The sequence below is a fragment of the Pseudomonas koreensis genome, from assembly GCF_025447595.1.
Lineage (GTDB): Bacteria > Pseudomonadota > Gammaproteobacteria > Pseudomonadales > Pseudomonadaceae > Aquipseudomonas > Aquipseudomonas koreensis_H.
The window spans coordinates 183,856-207,855 of sequence record NZ_JAOEJU010000001.1 but is presented as its reverse complement, the minus strand read 5'-3'; the positions used below and the strand labels follow the sequence as shown (position 1 = coordinate 207,855).

At 60.2% G+C, this 24,000-nt stretch carries 21 protein-coding genes and 1 tRNA gene; 8 read left to right on the top strand and 14 right to left on the bottom strand.

Features of this window, described 5'->3' with window-relative positions:
- Nucleotides 1-20: 20 nt before the first annotated feature.
- The 11 genes from N8H71_RS00830 to N8H71_RS00780 form a co-directional block, all read right to left on the bottom strand.
- Nucleotides 21-1,592, bottom strand: coding sequence for a diguanylate cyclase domain-containing protein (locus N8H71_RS00830; RefSeq protein ID WP_262192338.1), 1,572 nt, complete (start codon nt 1,590-1,592; stop codon nt 21-23).
- A 29-nt stretch (nt 1,593-1,621) separates the two neighbouring features.
- A complete protein-coding gene (locus tag N8H71_RS00825; protein ID WP_262192337.1) occupies nt 1,622-1,927 on the bottom strand; it encodes a hypothetical protein in 306 nt (101 codons plus the stop codon).
- A gap of 46 nt (nt 1,928-1,973) precedes the next feature.
- Nucleotides 1,974-3,596 (bottom strand): methyl-accepting chemotaxis protein, encoded by a 1,623-nt coding sequence (locus N8H71_RS00820; RefSeq protein WP_262192336.1) that lies wholly within the window; start codon nt 3,594-3,596, stop codon nt 1,974-1,976.
- A 195-nt stretch (nt 3,597-3,791) separates the two neighbouring features.
- Nucleotides 3,792-4,445: a response regulator gene (locus N8H71_RS00815; protein ID WP_262192335.1), complete on the bottom strand. Its 654-nt coding sequence runs from the start codon at nt 4,443-4,445 to the stop codon at nt 3,792-3,794.
- A gap of 31 nt (nt 4,446-4,476) precedes the next feature.
- The gene (locus N8H71_RS00810; RefSeq protein WP_262192334.1) at nt 4,477-7,692 is read right to left on the bottom strand and encodes a hybrid sensor histidine kinase/response regulator; all 3,216 of its coding nucleotides are present in this window, start codon (nt 7,690-7,692) and stop codon (nt 4,477-4,479) included.
- An 81-nt stretch (nt 7,693-7,773) separates the two neighbouring features.
- A complete protein-coding gene (locus tag N8H71_RS00805; protein WP_262192932.1) occupies nt 7,774-8,970 on the bottom strand; it encodes an EAL domain-containing response regulator in 1,197 nt (398 codons plus the stop codon).
- Nucleotides 8,960-11,746 (bottom strand): response regulator, encoded by a 2,787-nt coding sequence (locus N8H71_RS00800; RefSeq protein ID WP_262192333.1) that lies wholly within the window; start codon nt 11,744-11,746, stop codon nt 8,960-8,962. Before N8H71_RS00800 ends, N8H71_RS00805 begins: the two co-directional genes overlap by 11 nt.
- Before the next feature lie 80 nt (nt 11,747-11,826).
- Complete coding sequence (locus tag N8H71_RS00795) at nt 11,827-12,141, bottom strand: hypothetical protein (RefSeq protein ID WP_007955454.1); 315 nt, start codon at nt 12,139-12,141, stop codon at nt 11,827-11,829.
- A 41-nt stretch (nt 12,142-12,182) separates the two neighbouring features.
- Complete coding sequence (locus N8H71_RS00790; RefSeq protein ID WP_262192332.1) at nt 12,183-12,485, bottom strand: hypothetical protein; 303 nt, start codon at nt 12,483-12,485, stop codon at nt 12,183-12,185.
- Between the two features lie 109 nt (nt 12,486-12,594).
- Entirely contained in the window at nt 12,595-14,220 is a 1,626-nt protein-coding gene (locus N8H71_RS00785; RefSeq protein WP_262192331.1) for a methyl-accepting chemotaxis protein, read from the bottom strand.
- A gap of 90 nt (nt 14,221-14,310) precedes the next feature.
- Nucleotides 14,311-15,519: an EAL domain-containing protein gene (locus N8H71_RS00780; protein ID WP_262192330.1), complete on the bottom strand. Its 1,209-nt coding sequence runs from the start codon at nt 15,517-15,519 to the stop codon at nt 14,311-14,313.
- Between the two features lie 577 nt (nt 15,520-16,096).
- Between N8H71_RS00780 and N8H71_RS00775 the strand changes: the two genes are divergently transcribed.
- The 5 genes from N8H71_RS00775 (at nt 16,097) to N8H71_RS00755 (ending at nt 19,405) form a co-directional block, all read left to right on the top strand.
- Nucleotides 16,097-16,282 (top strand): DUF1843 domain-containing protein, encoded by a 186-nt coding sequence (locus N8H71_RS00775; RefSeq protein WP_041475227.1) that lies wholly within the window; start codon nt 16,097-16,099, stop codon nt 16,280-16,282.
- Between the two features lie 34 nt (nt 16,283-16,316).
- Nucleotides 16,317-16,943, top strand: a complete 627-nt coding sequence (locus tag N8H71_RS00770) for a DUF1842 domain-containing protein (RefSeq protein ID WP_007955470.1) — start codon at nt 16,317-16,319, stop codon at nt 16,941-16,943.
- A gap of 40 nt (nt 16,944-16,983) precedes the next feature.
- Entirely contained in the window at nt 16,984-17,562 is a 579-nt protein-coding gene (locus N8H71_RS00765) for a DUF1842 domain-containing protein (protein ID WP_262192329.1), read from the top strand.
- A gap of 103 nt (nt 17,563-17,665) precedes the next feature.
- Nucleotides 17,666-19,129 carry a GDL motif peptide-associated radical SAM/SPASM maturase gene (locus N8H71_RS00760; RefSeq protein WP_262192328.1) on the top strand — a complete coding sequence of 488 codons (1,464 nt, stop codon included), beginning with the start codon at nt 17,666-17,668 and terminating at the stop codon, nt 19,127-19,129.
- Nucleotides 19,130-19,330: 201 nt separating this feature from the next.
- Nucleotides 19,331-19,405 (top strand) — tRNA-Gln (locus N8H71_RS00755).
- 51 nt (nt 19,406-19,456) lie between these two features.
- Here N8H71_RS00755 and N8H71_RS00750 read toward each other — a convergent pair.
- The 3 genes from N8H71_RS00750 to N8H71_RS00740 form a co-directional block, all read right to left on the bottom strand.
- On the bottom strand, nt 19,457-19,849 hold the full coding sequence (locus N8H71_RS00750; RefSeq protein ID WP_262192327.1) for a DUF1801 domain-containing protein: 393 nt from the start codon (nt 19,847-19,849) through the stop codon (nt 19,457-19,459).
- 147 nt (nt 19,850-19,996) lie between these two features.
- On the bottom strand, nt 19,997-20,335 hold the full coding sequence (locus N8H71_RS00745; protein WP_262192326.1) for a hypothetical protein: 339 nt from the start codon (nt 20,333-20,335) through the stop codon (nt 19,997-19,999).
- Nucleotides 20,336-20,421: 86 nt separating this feature from the next.
- A complete protein-coding gene (locus N8H71_RS00740; protein WP_262192325.1) occupies nt 20,422-21,069 on the bottom strand; it encodes an ATPase in 648 nt (215 codons plus the stop codon).
- Between the two features lie 163 nt (nt 21,070-21,232).
- Here N8H71_RS00740 and N8H71_RS00735 point away from each other — a divergent pair, with 163 nt between their 5' ends.
- The 3 genes from N8H71_RS00735 (at nt 21,233) to N8H71_RS00725 (ending at nt 23,903) form a co-directional block, all read left to right on the top strand.
- Nucleotides 21,233-21,478, top strand: a complete 246-nt coding sequence (locus tag N8H71_RS00735) for a hypothetical protein (protein ID WP_085604716.1) — start codon at nt 21,233-21,235, stop codon at nt 21,476-21,478.
- Nucleotides 21,479-21,529: 51 nt separating this feature from the next.
- Nucleotides 21,530-22,561, top strand: a complete 1,032-nt coding sequence (gene ahr / locus N8H71_RS00730; RefSeq protein WP_262192324.1) for an NADPH-dependent aldehyde reductase Ahr — start codon at nt 21,530-21,532, stop codon at nt 22,559-22,561.
- A gap of 154 nt (nt 22,562-22,715) precedes the next feature.
- A complete protein-coding gene (locus N8H71_RS00725) occupies nt 22,716-23,903 on the top strand; it encodes an MFS transporter (protein ID WP_262192323.1) in 1,188 nt (395 codons plus the stop codon).
- Nucleotides 23,904-24,000: the final 97 nt, after the last annotated feature.

The following is a 24,000-nucleotide window of genomic DNA, read 5'->3' as shown; positions in this document are numbered from 1 at the left end:
GGTGATAACCATCGCCCCGGTCAGGTGGCGTATTCCGGCTGCGTATAGAACCGCACCGCATTCTTGCCGGCCTCCTTGGCTTCATACATGGCCTGATCCGCGCATTTCACCAGCAACTCCGGCGTTTTGCCGTGCTCCGGATAGATGCTCACGCCGATACTGGGCGTGACGGACACCCAGTGTTCGTCCACCAGGATCGGTTCACCCACCGACAGCAACAGCTTGCGAGTGATGGGGGCGATCTGTTCAAGCTGGTGGATGTCTTCCAGCACGATCGCAAACTCATCACCGCCCAGGCGGGCCACGGTGTCCACGTCTCGCAGGCAAGCCTTCAAGCGCGACGCGATAGTGGTCAGCGTGCCGTCCCCCACCGGATGCCCCAGGCGATCGTTGATCTCCTTGAAGTGATCCAGGTCCAGGAACAGGATCGCGACTTTCGCACCGGAGCGCTGCCCACGGGCGATGGCCTGGGTCAACCGCTCGCGAAACAGCAAACGGTTGGGCAGATCGGTCAGCGGGTCATGGGTGGCCAGGTAGCCCTGGAACTCCTGCTCGGCATGCTGTTTGGTAATGTCGCTGCACACCGCCGCGTAATGCAGCTCGGACTCGTTGAGACCGCTGATGGCCGTGATAGCCAGGGATTCGAGGTAAAGATCGCCACTCTTCTTGCGATTCCACAACTTGCCTTTCCACTGCCCTTCTTCCTTGAGGCTCTGCCACATGTCAGCGTAGAAATCACTCGATTGCCGGCCTGAGCTCCACAGGCTCGGATTCTGGCCCAGCACCTCCGATTCGGTATAACCGGTCATCGCGGTAAAGGCCGGATTGACCTTGGTGATTTTCCCCAGCCGGTCAGTGATGATCACCCCGTCCATGGTGATGTTGAACACCTGATCCACCAGCCACAGATGCTCGCGGGATTTCTGCTCCGCCGCATCGCGCTGCTTTCTCCACAGTAACGACATGCGAATGCCGGCAACGCCTCCCACGACCACCAGCACGATGAGCGCAATGGTGATGAGCAGGAACTTGTCGAAAATCACCTTGCTCTTGTTGGCAAATTGCGCGGCTTGATCAAGGTTGACGTTGATGTCCTGCGTCAACAGTTGATCCAGGTGATCCAGAAAAGGCACCCGTTGCTGGTACCAGGTCATGACCTCCTCGCTGCTATGGGTTTCCAGTAACTGCAAGGCTTGCCGCGCCATCCCGGCCAACTCGGGCAGATCCTGTTTGATCTGCTCGGCGAGCCGACTCTCTTCTTTGCTGCTGACCCCAACGGGATAATAGAGCTGCCACTCCCTGGCGATATCGTCCAGTTTCGCTTCGATTTCCTGCGCGTACTCGTCAGTCTTCCCGGGATTACGGTGGGCGAAAATCTTCCACTGCAGACGGCGGACGTTGGTCTCCGCCGAACGGATGTTGGCGAGATGCCCGATGGGGGCGGAGTTGCCGAAATACATGACCCGGATGTAACCATCGAGCCGGTTGACCGTCAGCAACACACCCAGCACCAGCAGGATCACCAACACCATTCCAAGCCCGATGACCGCATAAATGCGTGAACTGGACTTTCGGCTCAAAAAAGACCGCATGACAAATACCTGCCTTGGCCCTGCTCACATCACCGACGCTGCGGAATGTGATCATTGCTTATTATTAGTTTTAGAAGACGTGCTGCCGGCCGGGAAAACACCTTGGGACGAAAGTTCCTGTCCAGCCAGGCGTTGAGTTCATACAGCCTCACCGGTGCCATGCCGGGGTAGTCGCGCAACGCGTCAAACACCTCGTCTCGGGCATGAGGTCTGGCACGCAGATCCCGGCTTTCGATGTACTGATTGACGAACCAATGGATATCGCAGGTTTCCTTTCTCGATATATAGATCGTGCTCAAGCTATCCGGATACTGGTTCATGATCTCGGGCGCCATTGTCGACTCCTGCTGCAATGAAAGTCATAACCAAACCAACCAGCGATCAGAGGCTGAAGCGGCCGATCAACTTGTTCAGGTCTGAGGCCAGCGCGGACAGTTCGCCGCTGGCGATGAATATCTGATCCGCTGCGGCCGTGCTTTGCGCCGACAGGTTATTGATGCTCACCAGGTTCACATCCACCGACTTGGCCACTTGTGCCTGTTCTTCCGAAGCGGTCGCGATCATGCAGTTGCGTTCGTTGATGTCGGTCACGGCCCGGGTGATTTCGGTGATCGCTTCCCCTGCCTCGCGGGCAATCTTCAGGGTGCTGATTGCTTCCAGATCCGTCTGGCGCATGGAGCTGACTGCCTTCTCGGAACCGGACTGCACGTTGCGGATCATCTCTTCGATTTCCTGCGTCGAGACCTGCGTGCGATGGGCCAGAGCCCGCACTTCGTCGGCGACCACGGCAAAACCGCGCCCCTGTTCACCCGCCCGCGCCGCCTCGATCGCGGCATTGAGCGCCAGCAGATTGGTCTGCTCGGCAATGGCGCGGATGACGTCGAGTACCTTGGCAATGCTTTCCGTCTGATTGGCCAGCTGTTCGATTTCAACGCTGGTGCCCTGCACCGCGCTGCTGAGCTTTTCGATGGACACGATGGTCTCCGTGACCCTGTCCATGCCCATCTGTGCAGAACTCTCGGACTGACGGGTGGATTGCGAGGCCGCCACCGCATTACGGGCCACTTCCTCAACCGCTGCCGTCATCTGGTTGACCGCCGTGGCTGCCAGCTCGGTTTCCATGCTCTGTTGGCGAACGCCCTCGTTGGACTCGTGGGTGATCGCGCTCATCTCTTCCGCCGAGGCCGCCAGCAGCGAAGACGATTCGGAGATGTGATTGATCGTGCTTTTGAGGCTGGTGAGCATCTCGGCAGTGGACTGTTGCAGTTCGGTCAGCTCGTCATGGCCTGACACCTCGACGGTCCCGACCAGGTTACCGGCCGCGATCTTCTTGGTGGTCGCCAGCAGTTCACGCAAGGGCAGGATCAGGCTGCGGGTGAAAAAAAGCGTGAGAAAGAACGTCACGACCAGCGCAATCGCGATGACGATGGCGGTGGTCACGGTGCTTTCATGGGCTTCATCGCGCGCCGCGGTGCTGGATTTTTCAGCGCGATCCGCCATCAGGCTCTGCAGGTCTTCGGTGGACTTCAACAAGGCCTCAGCAGCGGGCGCCGAATTGGCCTTGATAAAGGCGACCAGTTCTTTTTGCGAGGCGCTTTCACCCAGCTGCAACAACTGATCGATTTTCTGGCTGAACACATCGACATTCGTATTGACGATATCGAATCGGGCCTGCTCTTCATTACCAAAGATTAACGGGACATAGGCCGCCGTGACGCTGCGCAAGGTTTCCCGGAGTTTGCGGACTTGCTCGGCGCGAGCCGTGAAATTCTGCGAATCGTCCACGGCGAAAAGCAGGTTGGCCACTCGCAACCTGTAAGCAGCCGCTTCAATCCGGGCTGCCTGGCGCACACTCGGCAGGCAGTTGTCCTGCAAATCGGTCACTGCCCACTGGACACTGTCCATCCGCCAGATGGATTGCCATCCGAGGATGACCAGCAGCAAGGAGGTAATGCCGAAACTGATCAGGGTTCGGGGAACCAGCTTTATCTTTCTGAAAAACATCCGCACCACCGCCTTGTTCGAGTCTGTCGAACGAAATTAATCAATGAGCGTTGGGTGGGCCGGTAAACAATCAACCAACGGAGTGCACGCAATTGCACGCCCGGTCACCGCCACGCTCGCGCCACATTAGCGGTCGACCGCGCGCCGGCTCTATCAGGCAATCCTGAAAATGAGGGCTGGGAAGGAAGAAACAGATTATTGGAACAGGTTGGCTTCCAGGCAAAAGGTGATCAGCTCCTGATCGCTGCTCACGTTGAGCTTGCGCATGGCCGTGACCTTTTGCGTGCTGATGGTCTTGGCACTGCGATTCTGGTCTTCGGCGATGTCCCGCAGGCTCATCCCCGAAATAAACAGACGCAGGATTTCCAGTTCGCGAATGGACAGCAACGCCAGGCGCTCTTCGACGTTCTGCTGGTTGTCCACCACCGAGAGTTTCTTCACTTCCGGGCATTCATAGTTGCGCCCCTGGCTGAGTGCATCGAGTGCCTTCTGGATTTCCAGGTGGACCTGGCCTTTTTGCACCACACCGGCCACTCCCAGATCGTACAGCCGGGACAGAATCAGGCCGTTGGAGACCATGGTCAGAATCAGTATCCGCAGGTCGGGAAAGTGCCGGACCAGGTATTTGGTCAGCTTCAGCCCATCCCCGTAGATCGAGTTCTCGGGCATGTTGTAGTCGGTGATGAGGATGTCCGGCACCCGCGCACTCAACACCTTGACCAGTTCGGTGGAGCTCGACGCCTCGCCGATGACCTCGAACCGCTGGTCACGCTCGACCAGCTCCCGCACGCCCAGCAGAACGATCGGATGATCGTCGGCGATGACGACGGTGATTTTTTGCCTACTCATTGGGATATCCATGTGAATCGATTGGCACCAGTCATATTGATTTCAACAAGTCGGACAACCCGTCCAGCGCCTGCTCTATGTCAGCGACCAGGCCGGCCTCCAGCGAACGCTCGCGGACTTGATGTTCCAGTTGCCCGAACACCGTCGACAGCTGATCCGCCCGCACCACCGACAACGCACCGCTGACTGAATGCAGCCGCTGTACGACATCGGTTTGCCTGCCATTGGCGATGGCCACGCGAACAGCGTCCATGTCCTGTTGCATCGTGCTGTGAAAAAGGCTGCGCATTGCCGCTGACAGTGTGATGGCCGGCTGGACGGGAACCGTTTCCTCCGCCTTCAATGGTTCGGCCACCGGGTCGCGCTTGTCGCTCCCGAGATGGCTCAGAGTGCTCATCAGGTCCGTCAGCCGCAGTGGCTTGACCATCCAGGCACTCATTCCGGCCGACTCGCAGCGCTCACCCTCATCGCGCATCGCATTGGCGGTGATACCGATGATCGGCACCTGCCCGTCGGTCTGGCGAATCTGGCGGGTGAGCTCATAGCCGTTCATGACCGGCATGTTCACGTCGCTGAGTACCGCATCGAAATCGTCCTGGTTCCAGACCTGCAAGGCCTGAAGGCCGTTGCCCGTGACGGTGACCTCGCAGCCCAGGGATTCGAGCTGCTCCTTGAGGATAGCCTGATTGATCAGGTTGTCTTCGGCGACCAGCACGTGCAGGTTCAGCCTCGGCAGTGCGGCCTCGGCCAGCGGCGAGAGCGCAACACCCGCAGGGTCGGTGGCCTGGAGCACGCCCTCGGCAATGGCTTGAATGTGCTGCGCACTGACCCGCGCGCCCGTGTCGGTGTGCTCAGGCACGAGCGGCCCTTCGTATTCGCAGCGCAGGACCTTGCCGTTCCACGTCAGGGGTACGTCATCCGTCGCCAGCAGATCGACCAGCAGCGCGCCGGGCGGCAGCTCTTTGGATCGGGGTGAAATCACCGTGGCGCTGGCCCCCCAGTGCGTCATCCACGCCTGAACGTTGTCCGCCAGTTCCCGAACGGGTGCGCGGATGTAGATCTGCCGTCCGCTCAGGTCCGGTCCGGCCTTTTCGGTTCGAGGGGTTTGCGGCAGCGTCAACGGCAGCACGACGGTGAGGCTGCTGCCCAGCCCCTGTTCGCTGACCACTGAGATACTTCCACCCATCAACGCAACGAACTGACTGCAAATCGACAGGCCCAGCCCGGTACCGCTGATGAGATTGCTGGTGTGTGCCTGATAAAAGGGTTCGAAAATGTGCAGCTGTTGTTCCGCGGTGATGCCGATCCCGGTGTCGGTGACCTGAACCTGCAACTGGGGGCCCTGCCCTTCGTGCTGCAGCAGCTGACAACGCAGGACCACGCGCCCGAGGCTGGTGAACTTCACCGCGTTGCTCAGCAGGTTGTTCAGAATCTGTCCCAGCTTGACGTCGTCCCCGTAAATCAGCTGTGGAATGGCCGGATCGATGCAGGCGTAGATCTGCAGGTTTTTCGAGCGTGCACCAGCAACGTGGGCGGCCACGGTGGCTTCAATCAATGCCAGCGGAGAGAAAGACACCGGCTCGAGGGTCAGTTGGCCGGATTCGATTTTCGACACATCCAGCACGTCGCTGATGATGTCCAGCACCGTCGTGGAGGAAATCTGCATGGTGCGCAGGTAATCGAGCTGGCGTGGCTCCAGCGGGGTCAGCCCCAGCAGTTCCAGCGTCCCCAGCACGCCGTACAGTGGTGTGCGGATTTCATGGCTCATCGTCGCCAGGAAGATGGTTTTCGCCTCGCTGGCTTTCTCCGCCTGTTTTTTTGCCTGGCGCAGCGCCACCGAACGTTGCTGATGCTCGGTGACATCGGAGAACGCGCAGATCAGCACGTCCTGATCCTGGTAACGGGCGCTCGCGTAGTTGACCAGGTAGTGACGCTCCTGCAACGCCATGCAGGCTTCTCCGCTCAAGGTCACACCGGGTTTGCGAAACAGCCGGGAGACTTCCTGGGCAACCACCGTGCTTTGTTGTGCCCGCTGGTTTTCCATGACCACCCCGCCGTCGGCGAGACGGATTACCACCAGCCCGGCGGGGGCGCTTTCCACGACCGAGCGATTGAAGGCCTGGCTTTCGACGAGACGATCCTGGGCAACCTTCGCCGGAATCACCACGTGCTTGCGGTAGTAGACGTATAAAAGCCGGAAGCACACCGCCAGCAAAATCGACAGACCCAACAAGCGCAGGACCGGCAACGCCGCCCATTCGGCGAGATGGCGGTAATCGACGAAATACTGCGCCACCCACCGTTCGCCCGTGGTCGACAGGTCGGCGTTGGTGATGGACAGCCCTTCGCTCGACCAGAAAAAACCCGGTGCCTCGACTGGCGTTTCGAGACGCCCGACCAGGGTTTCACCGTCAGGGCCGACCAGCGCGAAACGGCCATGAAACGGCAGCCCGGAGTCCGCCGCCCCTTCGTTCGAGTGACGGATGTCGGACAGCGTGACGACGGCCACATGATCCATACCGCTGTCGACGCGCGTGTGGTTGATCGGCAGCTCGCCGGTGACAAAGGCGGCCACTTGCAGGACAGGCTCCTGCCCGACCGTCTCCGGCACAGGCCGGACCCAGCGGACACTGCGGCTGTTCGAACGGTTCGTGTCAATGATCTGCCGGTACAGGTTCTGCAGGGTCTGGGAATAGTTCTGTCGGGTGAGCAGGTTTTCATCGCGGAACTCGCCTATTGCGGGCACCACCAGCCGGGCCGGGCTTTCAGGGCTGAAGACAAATACCTGAGGCGACAACAGGCTCGATTGGGCCCAGAACCGGCTGTAATAGTTGGTCAGGTGCCAGCCGATCGAGGACAGCGCGTTCAGACTGGTCTGGCCCTGATCGCTCGGCATCTCGACCATGAACGGCAAGGAAAACGCGCCTTCGGAAACCTGATAGACACTGTTGTGTGCGTCGCTGAATTGCAGGTTCTGCTTGAGCCCGCTCGGCACGCTGGCCATCGCTTCCGTCGGGGCGACCAGTCGATCGGAGATCGCCTGCAGGAACACCTCCTGCTCGCGCAGGTTTTTCATCACCCGCACAAAGTGTGCGTCGGCCTTTTCCCGCTCGCTGTCGAACAGGCGCATGATCGCCCAGGCGTTCGTCACCACCAGCACGAACACCAGCCCCAGCGACAACAGCAGTCCGCTGCCCAGGCGCATCGAGCTTCTGGCCAGCGATCCAAACAGACTATCGGTATTCATTGCGTGTCTCGAAAGCTCCTGCACCACTGGGGTTCATGGTTGAACCATAGACAACGTTTTCACCCCGGCCAGCGCCGGGGTTCAAATGCCGTCGCGCCTGCCGGGGCCGTCCGCAGACAGCAGGCCCAGAAACTGTTGTGAATGCACCGCTTTGGAAATCAGGAACCCCTGCACCTGATCGCAGTCAAGCCGACTCAGGAGCGCGAGTTCCCCGGCTGTTTCCACGCCTTCGGCCACGACGTTCAGGCCAAGCCGCTTGCCGAGGGCGACGATGCTGCTCAGGGCCGCCTCCAGGTTCTCGTTCTCGACGCAGCCGCTGACCAGCGAGCGGTCGATCTTGAGCTCGGTAAAGGGCGTGGAAACCAGATTGAAGTAGGAACTGTAGCCTTTGCCAAAATCATCCTGAGCCAGACCGAAACCCTTGAAGCGCAGCCGGCAGACGCCTGCGAAATAATGGCCCTGGTGCTCGGTGGCGGAGCTTTCCATCAATTCGAAACTGATCTTCGACGGAATGCCGCCTCGTGCCAGGACGAGATCGTGAAGGCGATCCGGCAAGTCATCACTGGCCAGCAGGTGCGTCGGCAGGTTGATCGAGACCGGCACATCGTAGCCCTGCGCTCGCCAGGCCGATTGAGCGCTGATGGTGTGGGCGACAAACTCCATCAACAGCGCCTCTTCCAGATTGTGCCGGATGATGCCCGGCAGAAAGTCCCTGGGCATCAACAGGTCGTCGATGCTTCGGCGCCATCGAGCCAAGGCCTCCGCCGCGACGATGCGCCCCGTCGCCAGTGATTTTTTTGGCTGGAACCACGGCTGGATCTGACCGCTGCTGATAGCCGCGGTCAGGTCGCCGGAACTGAAATGGGTGGGCGCCTTCAACGCTGTAAAAGCGCCGTTACCCGCTGCAATGGCGTGTTTGATCGTGTCCTGCAGGGCTTCGAATCTGACGGGTTTGCTCAGCACGCCCGCAACGCTGAAGCCCAGGCTTCGGGCCGCCAGGCTGACACTGCTCAGCATGCGCCCGTAGGCGATGCTCATGAATGCCAAGACCGGTTTGTACTCAAGTTCCGCAAGGTGCTGGACCAGTTGCACACCGTCCATGCCCGGCATCATCAGGTCACTGAGCAACAGGTCAAAGTGCCGGCTCTTGAGCAGTTCAAGCGCGTGGTGTCCATTGACCGCCGGCTGGACGCAGACGCCGCCCAACGAGCCGAACATCTCAAGCAGGTACTGAAGTTGAAAGGGGTTGTCCTCGACAACCAGCACGCTATAAGCCATCGACATTCACCCTTTCGTAGTGTTGCAGGCAATTGAACAGCGCACCCAGGCCAAATGGTTTCACCAGCAATTGCTGCATGCCGGCCCCCAGGCAACGGTCACGTTCGTCACGCATCGCATTGGCAGTCGCGCCGATGATCGGCGCGGTACAGCCGAGGCTGCGCAATCGACGGGTCAGGTCGTAGCCATTCATGCCCGGCATATTGATGTCGGTCAGAATCACGTCGAAGTCGTCGGCCGCCCACAGCACCAGCGCTTCAGAGGCATCGCTCGCCAGCACGACCTGACAGCCCAGCTCTTGCAGCTGATCCTTGAGGATCAACTGATTGATCAAGTTGTCTTCGACCACCAGCACCTTGATCGACAGTTTCTCGCAGACGTCCGCCTCCAGCAGGCGTTGCGGATGATCAACGCTTCCCTGGGCCTGAATGACTGCATCGAACAGGCCGTTGAGATCATTGAGCTCGACGTCCCAATGATTGAACGTCTGCCCTTCCGCCTGGCATCCATCGGGGCTCACCACAATGCTCGCGCCTTTCCAGTCGCAGCAAAGGAGGCCTTGTGCCTGGGGGTGTATTTCGATCAGCACCGCCGACGGATCCGCACCGGTCAGGGGCGGCTTGCCGATCTGCGCCCTGGCGCCCACCGTTCGTAGCCAGCCTTCAACGTACTCCGCCATCTCCAGCACAGGCGAATACACATACACCGGTGCCTGGGAAAACCCGCGTTTGAGCTGAACCTCGGCCGTTGTCGAGACGCACTCCAGCGCAACGTCCAGGGTAAAGCTGCTGCCCAGCCCCGCCGCACTGACCACCCGAATGTTGCCATTCATCAGCAACGCCAGCCGCTGACAGATCGACAACCCCAGCCCCGTTCCGGCAACCACGTTGGTGGCACTGCCGGTCTGGTAAAACGGCTCGAACAGAAACACCTGATCCTCATGGGTGATGCCAGGGCCGGTGTCCGAGACTTGCCAGCAGACCTCCAGACAATCCCCGGCCGCCGCGCCCGCCCTCACCCGCAGGACAACCTGCCCGCTGTCGGTGAATTTGACGGCATTGTTCAGCAGATTGTTGAGGATCTGCCTGATCCGGGTCACATCCCCGCGCAATACGGCGGGCAGACCGGGATCGATCCACGAATAAAGCAGCAGCCCCTTGCTGCGCGCTGCCCCCCGATAGCTCTGCACGACGCTGTAGACCAGGTCCAGCGGTGAAAAATCGTGGATCTCCAGGGCCAACTGACCGGCCTCGATTTTCGCAACGTCCAGCACGTCGCATACCAGGTTCAACAGCGCCGTCGAAGAGCTTTCAATCGCGTGCAGATAGGATTTCTGCTGGGCCTTGAGTTCGGTTTTGCCCAGCAGTTCCAGCGTACCGAGCACGCCATACAACGGTGTGCGGATTTCATGGCTCATGGTGGCGAGGAACAAGGTCTTTGCCTCGTTCGCCGCGTCGGCCATCTGTTTGGCCATGGCCATCGCCGCTTCCACCTGTTTGCGCGAACTGATATCGCTGAACGCGCAGAACAACACGTCTTCGCCGTTGTAGCGTGTCGGCACGAAGCTGAGGTAGAGATGACGGCCATTGCCGGCCTGGAACTCGTCCGACTGGTTCGTTTCGTTCTCGTCGAACGCCCGCTCGATCCAGCCGTGGCACAGGCGTTCGCGCTCGTTGCACTCGCCCAGCCACTGCTCCGACAAGCGGTTTTCCAGCACCACCTGCCCGTCGGCACGCCGCAGAACACAAAGAGCAACCGGTGCGGTCTGGATCACCGCCCGGCTGAACGCTTCGCTTTCGATCAGCGCATCAATGCGCTCGGTGGCGGGTGTTATCAGGCGGCGTTCGATACGTGACACCAGTCGGTTGACCATTAGTGTGATGAACGCAATCAACGCGATCGAAATCGCCAGCGGCCACCAGAGCACATGCATCAAGGACAGCAGGTCAATCGAGTAGTAGATCTGCCAGTTGGAAAATCCCAGTTGCCGGCGCATGACCAGCCGATCCGGAACGGCGCCCGGGCCTGAGAATCCGAAGTTCTGGCCGATCTCCAGGCGCAGAGCGGGCGAAGGCAGCGCCACCCCGGCACTGCTCATCATGATTTCGCCACTGGCATTGAGCATCATGAACTGCCCGGCCGTATCGTCATGCAGGGTGTTGGTGACGTCGGATGCATCCATTTCCATGCCGATCCAGCCTGATTGCGCACGACTGCGATCCATCAGAGTGAACACATAGATGCGCGGCGGTGAGGCACTCTGATCGCTCATCCAGACTTCCTGGCTGACGGCCGGCATCTGTTCACCGAGTTGGTGCAGTCGCTGCAGGATATCTCCGGACAACGGTGCAATTGGCGCCGAACTGCCGTTCAGATAAAACGCCGGAAAGTCAGGCTCATCCGTCACATACACCAGGTTGATCCGGTTTTTTTCAAGAAACTCGACGGCGCGCTGCGAGAGCGGCAGGTTCCACGGTCTGGCGGCGTTGGCGGCGCCCGCCTCGTTCGCCGCATTGAGTTTGTCGAGTGCCGAGAACGCCAGACATCTGAGCAACACTTCGCGCTGAGTGAAAAACACCCGCGCATGGGTGATGGCGTCACTCATGTAGCCTTGGCGCCGCGAAATCTCGCTGCTGAACACGGAACTGAGCGTGACGATGGCACCGGCGACCATGCCCAGCACGAGCAACTGGGCAAACAGGCGCAACAACCTGCGCGCCGCTTTCGGCGTAGAAAAATAGGCATCGGCAGGCTGGAGAAATTGCTTGAGTTTCATGGCGCAAGGGTAGAGCCCGGCCCCCGCCGCACACCATCAGGCAAACCTTAAAATGAGCCGCCCCGGCACGCCGTCCTGATTCACTGCGCCTTGCGCGCAGCGTTTCTCAATCGGCTCAAACCACCGCCCGGTCCAAGGAATCGGTCCATGGAGTGAAGGTGTTCCAGCTGCATATGTGCGGTGAACAGGTCAATCAGGTCAACGATCTCCGGTCCAACCTTTTCACCGCAGTACAGCACCGCCGCCAGCCGCCCCATGATTTCGGCGTTCAGGCGCGAACGCTCGCGCACTGCATGGGGCGTCGCGTCCTTTCCGATGTCTTTGTAAACGACCGGGATCAACGCACCGCCAATCGCGTCGATCAACTCCCGCATGTCCAGATCGGCAATCTTCATGGGCACCCTCCTGCAAAAATTCTGTTTCCTGTAAGGCCCGGTCAACGCAACAACAGGGCGGTGATACAGGCCCCGATCGCCGCGCCGATGCCGGCAGACAGGCCGGCGACCAACGCTGCCTGCAGCATGGCGCTAAGAAAAATCTGCCGTGACTGTTTTTCGAAGCGTTCCATGCCGGCGCGCTGCTTGACCTCCGCCGTGCTCAATACGCTGCGAAGCTGTCGGTGCGCCTGCACCAGTTCGGCGTTGGCCGACAGCATGTTCACGGCCAGGTCGTTCGCCGCTTTCGATGCAGCGTTGCCGATCGCCGTGACGCCGACCATCGCCCTGTTCAGTTCAGCCACGAATGGATCGACACCCGGCAAAACCCGCTCGGGCGGCAATTCCTTTGCAATCGCTGGCTCACACACAATGTCTGCGCCCATCACTTACCCCAGCCTGTGAATGTGAGTCTCAAGTCCTGAATCGTTTGGTCAGGTCTGCCATGGCAATCGCCAGTTTCGACAGTTCGTTGCTCGCCATCGCGGTCTGATTCGCCCCGGTCGAGGTCTGCATCGACAGATCGCGGATGCTGACCAGGTTGGTATCCACCGAACGCGCGACCTGCGCCTGCTCTTCCGAAGCGGTGGCGATCATGAAGTTTCTTTCGTTGATCTCGGTGATCGTGCGCGCAATCTCCGCCAGCGCCGAACCCGCCTCATGGGCGATGCTCAAGGTGTCCTGGGCGTTGACGCAGCTGTTGGACATGGCCAGCACAGCCTGATCCGCCCCCGCTTGAATATCGGCAATCATGTTTTCGATTTCTTTGGTGGACTCTTGCGTACGGTGAGCCAGCGCCCGGACTTCATCCGCAACCACGGCAAATCCTCGCCCCTGGTCTCCCGCTCGCGCCGCTTCGATTGCAGCGTTCAAGGCCAACAGATTGGTTTGCTCGGCGATGGCACGAATCACGTCCAGCACTTTGCTGATGCTCTGGGCCTTGACCGCCAGCCCCTCCACTTCCCCGCTGGTTTTTTCCACCGTGGCGGTCAGGCCCTGAATCGCCTTGACCGTCTCCGTGACGCGCTGGGATCCGGTGCGGGTCGAACGCTCCGACAGCTGCGCGGATTCGGACGCAGAGGCCGCGTTCCTCGCCACCTCTTCCACCGCGACGGTCATTTCGTTGACCGCCGTAGCGGCCTGCTCGATTTCGTTGTTCTGGCGCTGAATCCCGGCACTCGACTCTTCGGTGACGGAATACATTTCTTCCGCTGCCGAGGCCAGTTGACTGGACGAATCCCCCATGTGGCGAATGGTGTCGCGCAGACTGGCCTGCATCGCGGCAGTCGACGCCATCAGATCGGCGAGCTCGTCTTTGCCGGTGATTTCAAGATCGGATCGCAGATCGCCTTCGCTGATGCGTTTATTGACGTCCAGCACTGCCAGCAACGGAACCGTGATGCTTCGGGCAAAGACAATACCCAGGAAAACACTGATCAACAGCACAGACAGACCAATCCCGATGACCGTCTTGATCGAACTCTGGTAGATCCCTTCTGACTCGATACCGGATTGCTGACCACCCAGGCGGTTCAACTCGACAAGTTTGCCGACGGCGACCTGAAGTTCGTTGGTCGGTTGCCGGATATTCTGATCGATGTATCGGGCAGCGGCGGTTGCATCACCCGACTGTGCCAGCGACAGGAAACCGTCCAGCTTATTGTCGTAGTTGGCGACCCCGGACTTGACCTGTTCGTAGAGGGCTTGCTCTTCCTTGCTGCTCACCTGCCCCTGATAACCCTCCACCAGTTCTTTCAACTTGACCCGGGTGGTGGCCAGGGTATCAGTGGAGATTTTCCGGACATCATCACTGCTGGTATTGATCAACCTGAAACTTTCCAGGCGCAGGGTCAGTACCATCGAATTGATCAGGCCGGCCTGACGGACGCTTTCCATCCAGTTCTTTTCAATCTCCACGGCGGCCGCGCGCACCCGCCCCATCTGCGACAGCGCGATCCCGCCCAGCGCCACCACCAGCACATTTATTATGAAAAAAACCAATATGGCCCGTTGAACGAGCCTGAACTTCCTAAGCAGCATATTCTCAGTCCTACATGAAACCGACCTGACCTGTTCATCAGCGGTAGTTGAGTCTATTAACGAGAAATGCAGAAAACGATCAGGCGATCCTTAATTGCCAGGCGGCAAGTTGCAGCCGCCATCACCTGCGAGCAAGTCGATAACACCCTGTTCATCGAGCAGACCGGCAATCAATCCGCCCTGGACTTCATCGCAGCCGATCTGTCGCAGTAACTTCAACTCCTGCGCTGTCGTCACGCCTTCGGCAACGACCGTAAAACCCGACTGCTTGCTTTCGAACACGACGCTGGCCAACGACGCCGCCAGTCTTTCATTGGTGATTGCGCTTCGAAGTAGCGGCAGAAAGATTTTGACGTCGGTGAACAACCGCACATCCAGCCGGAAATAAAAACTGTATCCCTGGCCGGCATCACTGTGAGTCATCGCGAATCCGTGCAGCCCCAGTTGATAAATCGACTCGGTGTATGGCCCCAGACTCTCGCGCCTCAGGCACTTGCGCAGATCCAGCCCGATAGAACCCGGGTCCCCTCCTCGCAGGATCACTTGCTCATAGAGGCGATCCGGATAGTCGGCGCCATCGAGCAGATAAAGCGGCAACTTCAGCCAGACAGTTATGTTGTGCCCCCGTTGCCGCCACGCCCGCTGAACAGCGATGACCTTGTCCAGAACCTGATCGAGCTCCGGCTCGGTAGACTCCCGTTCAAACACCGCCTCGACGGCCACAACCCGGCCGTCCTGCAGGTTGATCCGGGGTTTGTAGCGGATCTGAAAGTCTGGCGACGGGTTGAAATCCTGATCATGCGCCAACAGCTGTTCTGCCCGAGCCACCGCGCGCAGGGCCAGTGATTTGATCTGTACGCTGCGCAAGTCAGCGACGTCGGCCGGTCTGGATATCGAACCGACCACCGGGAAACCGAGGTTGCTGACCGCCAGAATCGCACTGACCGTCCGTTGCCTGGAACGAGCGTTGACGATCGCCAGAGCGGGCCTGTGCGGGAGCGCTGCGGCTTTGCGAATCAACGCCGCCCCCTCTTGCTCCAGCAACTCCAACGGCCCCAGGATCATGTCGGCCGGACGTTCATTCAGCCGCTCGACGGCCTCTCGCAGGGTTGCTGCGTTCTGCAGGGTCACGTCGCCCATGCTCGCCTTGATCGCCTGTAAAAAGCGGCTGGAGGATGCATCCAGCCCGACCACCAATATCGTGTAGAACAAGGCCAGCCCTCCTCGGCGCGCAGCTCGGAGTGTCCGGTTCCGAACGCCTGCCAACCCTGCGAATGGTCTTTTATCGGGTTTTATCAATCCATAAGCCGATCCTGAAAAAGCATGCGCGAGCCGTTGCAGAGCCCGTTTGCCTGAGCGGCATGACCGTTCGGCGCTTTTTCTGGCAGCCCTGCACAAACGGGTCTAGGGTTGCGTGGCTGGCAAAATGCTGGCCACTTGGCAAACGTCGCTCGACGAGCGCCATCAGCGGCACTGGAAGAAAAATCAGGGATGGTTTTTGTGCTTGCGCGGGTATTGCACTCTTGAAGAGTGAACGACCTATCCCTGTGTTTCGTTGCTTTCTATCAAGGACAGAAAGATGACCAACGTACAGGCGAGATTCCCCCGTTTGCCCCATCGGCAACCCCCTTCACTGACACCCGAGGCCAGGCCTGACGGTTTTGGCTGACGACGCTTGCGCGTGAGCCGGCGCTGCGGCGTCGCCCCTGCGCGAACCCTGTTTGCGGATTGATCAGATCCCGACGGATCAGGTTGTCACGTCGCCGAGAATCCCGGTTGCCGGAATTCTGGCCGATGTCGTTCGCCTGCCTGTCAGGAAAGGCGCCCCTTCTGCGCAAGGGGTCGAGCGGCACACACCCACGAGGAAGGCCTCGATATGACCGGTTCAAACCACAACATCCCGCCCTACGGCGTCGCCATCCAGAGCGCGATTACCGGCGGCGATCTGCAGCAGATGAAGACTTTGTTGAAGCAGCGCGATTCAACGAAGCCGGAAGCGAAGGAGCTACAAACCGCGTACGAAAAACTGGCCAAAGAAGTTTCTCGACTGGAAAAACCCTAAGGCCATTTCCCACACTGCAATGGAGGCAATCAACATGTCAGCTACTCAGCAAAATGTCGGCTTGTTCCCGGTGAGCTACCGGATCGGTACAGGTCAGCCGGGGGCGCAGAGTCTTGCGCTGAACCTGCTGGTGTCCACGCCACAGCAGCATGTCACCGGCAACGCTGCCGTAACTCAGGCAACCAATCCGCCGCTCGACATCGACTCGGACGTCTGGGGCGAATACACCTACATGACGGTGATGAAACCCGGTGTCAGCAAGATCCTGATCACCGCTCAAGGCAACCATGGCGGCCCTGGCTCCAACTCGATCATCAACTTCAAGATCCACCTGGTGGTCGGCACCGACTGGCGCGAAGGCGTGGCCAACTATGAGTACTTCGACGGCCAGCGCTGGCACGAACTGAACAACGTGCCGGCGCATCTGGTGGAGGTGCCGTCGAACGTCCTTCAGCCGTTCAATCCCGGCCCGGTGATCGAGCCGCACAAACCGGTTCTGCCGCTGTATGCCGCGCCGATTCAGGGCGCCATCGCCAGCGGTGATCTGGCCCAGATGAAAAGCCTGTCCGCCCAGGCCAGACAGCAGCTGGAGCAACTGCCGCTGTTGCGCAAAGCAGTGGACGACGCCAACAAAGAAATCAGCCGCGTGCAAAGTCGCTGATCGGCAATTGGAACCATAACTTTCACAAGGGAGCAGCATCATGTCGATCGGACTTTTTCACACCCGCCTCATCGCCAGTAACTCACTGCTGGGCGCACCGGTACTGACCCTCGATATCGTGGTCGATACCGTCCGCAAAAAAATCAGCGGAACCGCGAGCGTGTTTCAAAGCACCTGGCCACCGGTGAATTTCCATGCCCGGGTCTGGGGCGATTATTCCGAGGCCAGGCTCACGCCATCCACCGAGACCTACCTCATTCTCACCCTCGACGGCAGCCCGAGCGGCCCGCTGAGTCAGATCGCCCAGACCTTCCACCTCAAGGGCATTCTGAACGACTGGACCAGCGGCTTTGTCGATTACCGCTACAACGAAGGCGGCCAGTGGCAGGACGTGCGGCACGTCGCCGTGCATCAGGCGCCGAGTGTCGAACCTCTACCGCCCGAGCATCATGTCCATCCGCTGTATGCGGTGGCCGTGCAAACGGCTCAGGCCAGCGGTGATCTGGCGCAGTTGAAAGTCGCCGTGCAGCAAGGCGAACAACAGCTGGCCCACGAGGACGCCTTGCGCAGTGCCCTTGCGCAGCTGAACGCGGAAATCGCGCGACTGGAAGCGCGCTAAGCGGTACGGCCCGGGCGCGGTCATGGGTGACCGCGCCCGGTCTTCCAGCCAATCGAGGTCAGTCCAATCGTGCCGCGCACAGGCCCGTGCGCAAGGATCTCCCATGACAGACAACCGCCCTGCCCGCTACCTCAGCGACACCGATCTCAAACGCTACGTGCCGGTGCACGTGGTCTGGGAAATCACCCTCGCCTGCGACCTCAAGTGCCTGCATTGCGGCTCCCGCGCGGGGCATCGGCGCCCCGATGAACTCAACACCCGCGAATGCCTCGACGTGATCGATTCCCTCGCCGCCCTCGGCACTCGCGAGATCACCCTGATCGGCGGCGAAGCCTATTTGCGCAAGGACTGGACGCAACTGATCCGCGCCATCCACGACCACGGCATGTACTGCGCGATCCAGACCGGCGGGCGCAATCTGACGCCGGCGAAGATGCAGGCAGCGGTCGATGCCGGGCTCAACGGAGTCGGCATTTCCCTGGACGGACTCGCGCCGCTGCACGACAAAGTGCGCAACGTGCCCGGTTCGTTCGACAAGGCCGTCGACACCCTGCGCCGGGCCAAGGCGTCGGGGCTGGCGGTGAGCGTCAACACCCAGATCGGCGCGGCCACGTTGCCGGACCTGCCGGAGCTGATGGACACCATCATCGAACTCGGCGCCACCCATTGGCAGATCCAGATCACGGTGGCCATGGGCAACGCCGTCGACCATCCGGAGCTGTTGCTCCAGCCTTATAAGCTGCTGGAAGTGATGCCGCTGCTCGCCCGGTTGTATCGCGAAGGACTGGAACGCGGATTGCTGATGAACGTCGGCAACAACATCGGTTATTACGGCCCTTACGAACATCTGTGGCGCGGCTTCGGTGACGAGCGCGTGCACTGGAGCGGCTGCGCGGCGGGCCAGACCGTGCTGGCGCTGGAAGCGGACGGCACGGTGAAAGGCTGCCCGTCACTGGCGACCGTCGGTTTTTCCGGCGGCAACGTGCGCAACATGAGCCTGCACGATATCTGGCATTACAGCGAAGGCATGCACTTCGGTCGCCTGCGCTCGGTCGATGACCTCTGGGGCTACTGCCGAAGCTGTTATTACAACGACGTCTGCCGGGGCGGCTGCACCTGGACGTCGCACTCGCTGCTGGGCAAACCCGGCAACAATCCTTACTGCCATTACCGAACCCTGGAACTGCAAAAACAGGGTTTGCGCGAGCGCATCGTCAAAGTCGAAGACGCCGCCCAGCGCTCGTTTGCGGTCGGACGCTTTGACCTGATCACCGAACGCATCGACACCGGCGAAAAAGTCAGCAGCGTCAGCGACAGCGGGCAAGTGATCAAACTGGCCTGGATCAATCAGGGCCAGTCCTCCCCCGAGGAAGGGCGCCTGCCGACGCAACTGGCCCTGTGCCGCGACTGCCTGCAATACATCCACCCCCACGAATCAGTCTGCCCGCACTGCCACGCCGACGTCGCCGCCGCCGAGGCCCGGCACCTGACCGACCGGGCCCGGCAGCAGGCGATCATGACCACGCTGACCGGTTTGCTGGCGGGAGTGCCGAGTACATCGGTCTGAAATCAGGTTCAAGCGCCTGCGGGTTTCGGGGCGCCTGGACCGGTCATGCGTTCTGAAAATATGGCCGTTTCAACCGCTCCGGGAATAAGTAGCTGTTTTCCCTGAAATTTATTTGTTTCAGGGGTTCACAGAACGCAAGAGCGCTGGTAAAGTGCCGCCCACTGTTGCAGAGGTCCTCCCGGGACTGAAACCAATAGCTACAGGGGCGTCGCCAAGCGGTAAGGCAGCAGGTTTTGATCCTGCCATGCGTTGGTTCGAATCCAGCCGCCCCTGCCATTTTCTTCCTCGTTTCACCCTCCTCCGCATCACCTGCGCCTAAACGGCAAATCACTTCTTTGAATTCAATGTAATCGCCGAACGCACCAGCGCTTTCAGAGCCTTGGCATCTATTTTGTCGTTCTCGTGAATATCAATCGCCCGCCGGGTGTTGCCCTCCAGACTGGCATTGAACAGTCCTGACGGATCCTCCAGCGCCGCGCCTTTGGCAAAAGTCATTTTCACCACGGCCTTGTAAGTTTCCCCGGTGCAGATGATGCCGTTGTGTGACCAGACCGGAACACCCCGCCACTTCCATTCCTCGACGACTTCCGGATCAGCCTCGTGAATGATCGCGCGGATCTCGGCCAGCTTCTGGCCGCGCCAGTCGTTCAGTTCCTTGATTCTGGCGTCGATCAGCACAGAGGGATTCTCAGTCGCCGCGCCGCTGCTGTCCTTCTTCATATCCTAGTTCTCCCGAAACCCTTTTCCGCTATCCAGCGTAGCGCCGACTGCGCCAAATGCCGGGCAAAAAAAAGCCCCGCAAGGTGCGGGGCAAAGAATTGGTTGGTTGCGGCCAACCAAAGGAGCATCTTCAAAAGCGTTCAGCGATTACAGGCATTCCTGCGCGGCACGTTCAAAACTCGAGGGCATCAGGCTCGATGCCAGCAAATGGCGTTCATACAGAAAGACCTTGCCACCGTCCTGAGCCTTATAGGCTTCGAGCACGTTGTCCGCCGCGACCTTGCTCGGCACCACGATGCGATAACTGCGCTGGGTCTGCGAAACCGTTGGATTCAGCGCGCTGCCCTGCAATTTCGGCACGACACATTCAGCGTATTGGGCAGGTGTCTTGTGGGTCTGCAAAACCTGAGTCGGATCGTTTGGAGCCGTCGCACAACCGCTCACAAAAGCGGCAAACGCCATGGCAGGAACAAAAAAAGCACGCATGGAAAAAATCCTGAAAATAAAAGTTTCGGTTCTTCGGCAACGTTCAGTGTCACGGGCACTGCCGTTGCCGTTTTTGATTAGGGTGTTCAGCCTGCACTCACCAAGGCTTTGAGCGAGTCGTCGAACTGCTTCAAGGCACTCAGTTGCAGGTCGCGCTGCTGTTCGATCCCGGCAGCGATTTCGGGCGCTGCCTTGTTGTGTACCCACACCGACGGCAGTTGCTTCTCCACCGCGCCTTCGGCCTTGCCGATGTATTGCAGGTTGGCGTCGTAGAAGCGTGCGGCGAAACGCGCTTCGACCTGACTGTTGCGCTGGGTCAGCAACTGGTTGTGGGTGTCGAGCATCACCACCACATCCGGATGCGCCTGCATCAGCGCATCGAGGCTTTCGTAGACAGTCACCGAGAGGAACTGCTGTTGCAGCGAGCTCATCAGCCAGTCGATGGCCAGTTCCGGATCGGAGCTGTCGACGAAGGCGTCACGAATCCGCGCATCGAGCGCATCCTTGGCACCGTTCACCGCCACATCGTGGTACCGCTCGAGGTATTGCAAGTTGTCCAGGGTGTTCTCGCTGTACAACACACCGACGGTTTGCGAGTGCTGCAGCGAGGCGCTGCTGCCGGCGACGGGCAGAAAATGGCACGATTTGGCGTCGTCTGCGTAAGCCGGGGCTACGGTGGCGGCCACCCCGCCCATCAGCAGGGCGACTACAGCCAGTCGGGTCAAAGTCTTCATCGCGCAATTCCTTCAGCGGCGTGTTCGATGGAGGCGATTTTCCGCCCATCGGCGTCAAAGCAGAACTTGCGTTTCTTGATGGTCACTATTACTTGAAGCAATAGTTGAACCGCGTGCAGACTGCGCCACACTCAATCACAACGAAAACAGATGAGGATTACCCGTGCGAACCTTTGACCTGATCCGCGATGCCGTCCTGCCCGAATTCCGCGACCGGGTGGCCGAATACCTGGTCGAATACGAAACCGTGCTGGGCCAATCAGCGGACAATTCGGAGTCGGTGCGGGCCGCGGCCAATCAGTTACGCGGTTATCTGCGCGGCCTCAATACCACGCGAGTGCTGGGCATGGCGGATTGGGAAGAACTCGATCGGCGCGTGCTGAACACCTGGCTAGCGCCCGCTCGATGACACGCTAGACTCTTCAGGCTGCGCCCGCAGCGCCAGATCTGGAGGTGTCCCATGAGCAATAACACCGAACCCACGACATTCACCGGCTGGGCCGCCACCTCGGCCGGCACGCCGCTGGAGCGCTTCAGTTACGACCCTGGCCCGCTGGGAGATGAAGAGGTCGAAGTCGCCGTGGAGTACTGCGGCGTCTGTCACTCCGACCAGTCGCTGATCGACAACGACTGGGGCATCAGCCAATACCCGTTCATTCCCGGCCATGAAGTGGTCGGCCGCATCGTGCGCACAGGCCCGCAGGTGCGCGGTCTGGAAGTTGGCCAGCGCGTGGGGATCGGCTGGTACAAGGGCAGCTGCATGCATTGCTCGTCCTGCATCGGCGGTTCCCATCACCTTTGCGCCACCGCCAAACCGACGATCATCGGCAGTCATGGAGGATTCGCCGATCGCCTGCGCACCCACTGGGCCTGGGCGCTGAAACTCCCGGACAACCTCGACCCGGCCCTCGCCGGTCCGTTGTTCTGCGCCGGCTCCACGGTCTTCAATCCGCTGGTGGAGTTCGGCATCAAGCCGACTGACCGGGTCGGCGTGGTGGGCATCGGCGGCCTCGGTCACCTGGCGCTACGGTTTCTCAATGCCTGGGGATGCGACGTCACTGCCTTCACCTCGTCCCTGAGCAAACAGGACGAAGCCAAGCGCCTCGGCGCCCACAAGGTCGTCGCCTCGACCGACAGCGAAGCGCTGAAAGCGATTGCCGGCACTCTCGACTTTCTGCTGATCACCGCCAACGCCAACCTCGACTGGACGGCCATGCTCGCCACCCTGCGCGGCAAGGGCCGACTGCACTTCGTCGGCATCGTGCCCGACGCGATCCCGGTGCACGTGTTCAATCTCATTCCTCAACAGAAATCCCTGTCAGCCTCCCCGGTCGGCTCGCCCGCCACGGCAGCGACCATGCTTGAGTTCTGCGCGCGGCATCAGATCCTGCCGCAGGTGGAGGAATTTCCGATGAGCAAGGTCAACGAAGCCGTCGACCATCTGCGCAGCGGCAAGGCGCGGTACCGGATTGTGTTGAACGCCAGCAAATGAACCCAGAGGCGCGTGAGTCAAAAACTCACGCGCCTTTTTTTTGCGCTTATTGAAAACCCATCAATATTTTTATACCTGCACGCCAAAAACAGAATTTCTTTTATAGATACGCAATACCTAGCCTCTCGCCATCTTCCACTTGCGAGAGGCTCCCATGCCATTTGTCATTTACATCTTCACCCTCAGCGCCTTCGCCCTCGGGCTTGCTGAATTCGTGCCGATCGGCCTGACCGAGGTCATGGCGCAAAGTCTCGGCGTCAACGTCGAAGCCACCGGCGCAACTATCACTGCCTATGCCTTGGGCGCCACCGTTGCTGCACCGATCTTCAGTGCACTTACGGCCAGTTGGTCACGCAAAAACGTGATGCTGGCGACGGCGCTGGTGTTCAGTGCCGGCAGTCTGGCCGCAGCGTTTTCCAGCACCCTGACGCTGATGCTGATCGCCCGCTTCATCGCCGGCATGGGGCATGGTCTGTTCTTGGCCGTGGCGTCCAGTACCGCCGCGCGACTGGCGGGTCCCGGCCGGGCAGGCAGCGCCGTCGCCGTGGTGTTTGGTGGTTTTACGCTGGCAATGGCGATCGGCGTGCCGATCAGCACCTATCTGGGCGGCGTGATGTCGTGGCGTCTGGTGCTGGCCGCCATCGCGCTGTTCGGTGCGATCGGTTTCTTTGGACTGCTGTTCGGCATGCGCGATCCACTGCCGACCGCCGCCGACAGCGGTTCGGCAATCAACAGCCTCAAGGCATTGTTGAATCGCAAGCTGCTGGCCGGTGCGCTGGTCACGGTGCTCGGTTACGCCGGTTCGTTTGTGGCCTACACCTACATCGCTCCGGTGCTGACGGATGTCACCGGCACCACCGCCGCCACCGTCGGCGTGTTCATGTTGCTGTACGGCGTGATGGCTGCCATCGGCAACGTGCTCGGCGGCAAACTCACCGATGCCTGGGGCGTCGACCGTGCCAGCGCCACGCTGATTGCCGGCATCGCGCTGGTCACCGCGGGCATGTGGGCGTTTTCCGGTTCGGCGGTGTTGATGGGCGTGCTGGTGGCGTTGCTCGGAATGTTCAGCTTCGCGGCCGTGCCGGCCTTGCAGGCGAGACTGATCGGGATTGCCGAGCAGCATGCGCCTCACGCCCACGGCGTCGCAGCAGGCCTGAACATTGCCGGGTTCAACTCCGGAATTGCCCTCGGCTCGGTGGCCGGTGGCGTGACCATCAGCCAGATTGGCCTGAGCTACGTCGGCCTCGCCGGCGCCGTGGTTTCGGCACTGGGTTTGCTGCTGATTCTCGGGCAGATGTCCGCGAGCTCCGCACCGCGTTATCGCCCGGCCGATAACGCCTGATCGGCCTCGCTTCGGGAAACGCTGCAACGGCGTTTTCCCGAGGCGAGCACTCCTGTCACCCGCCATGGTAAAAAACAGACTCAGCCCCCGGACGTCG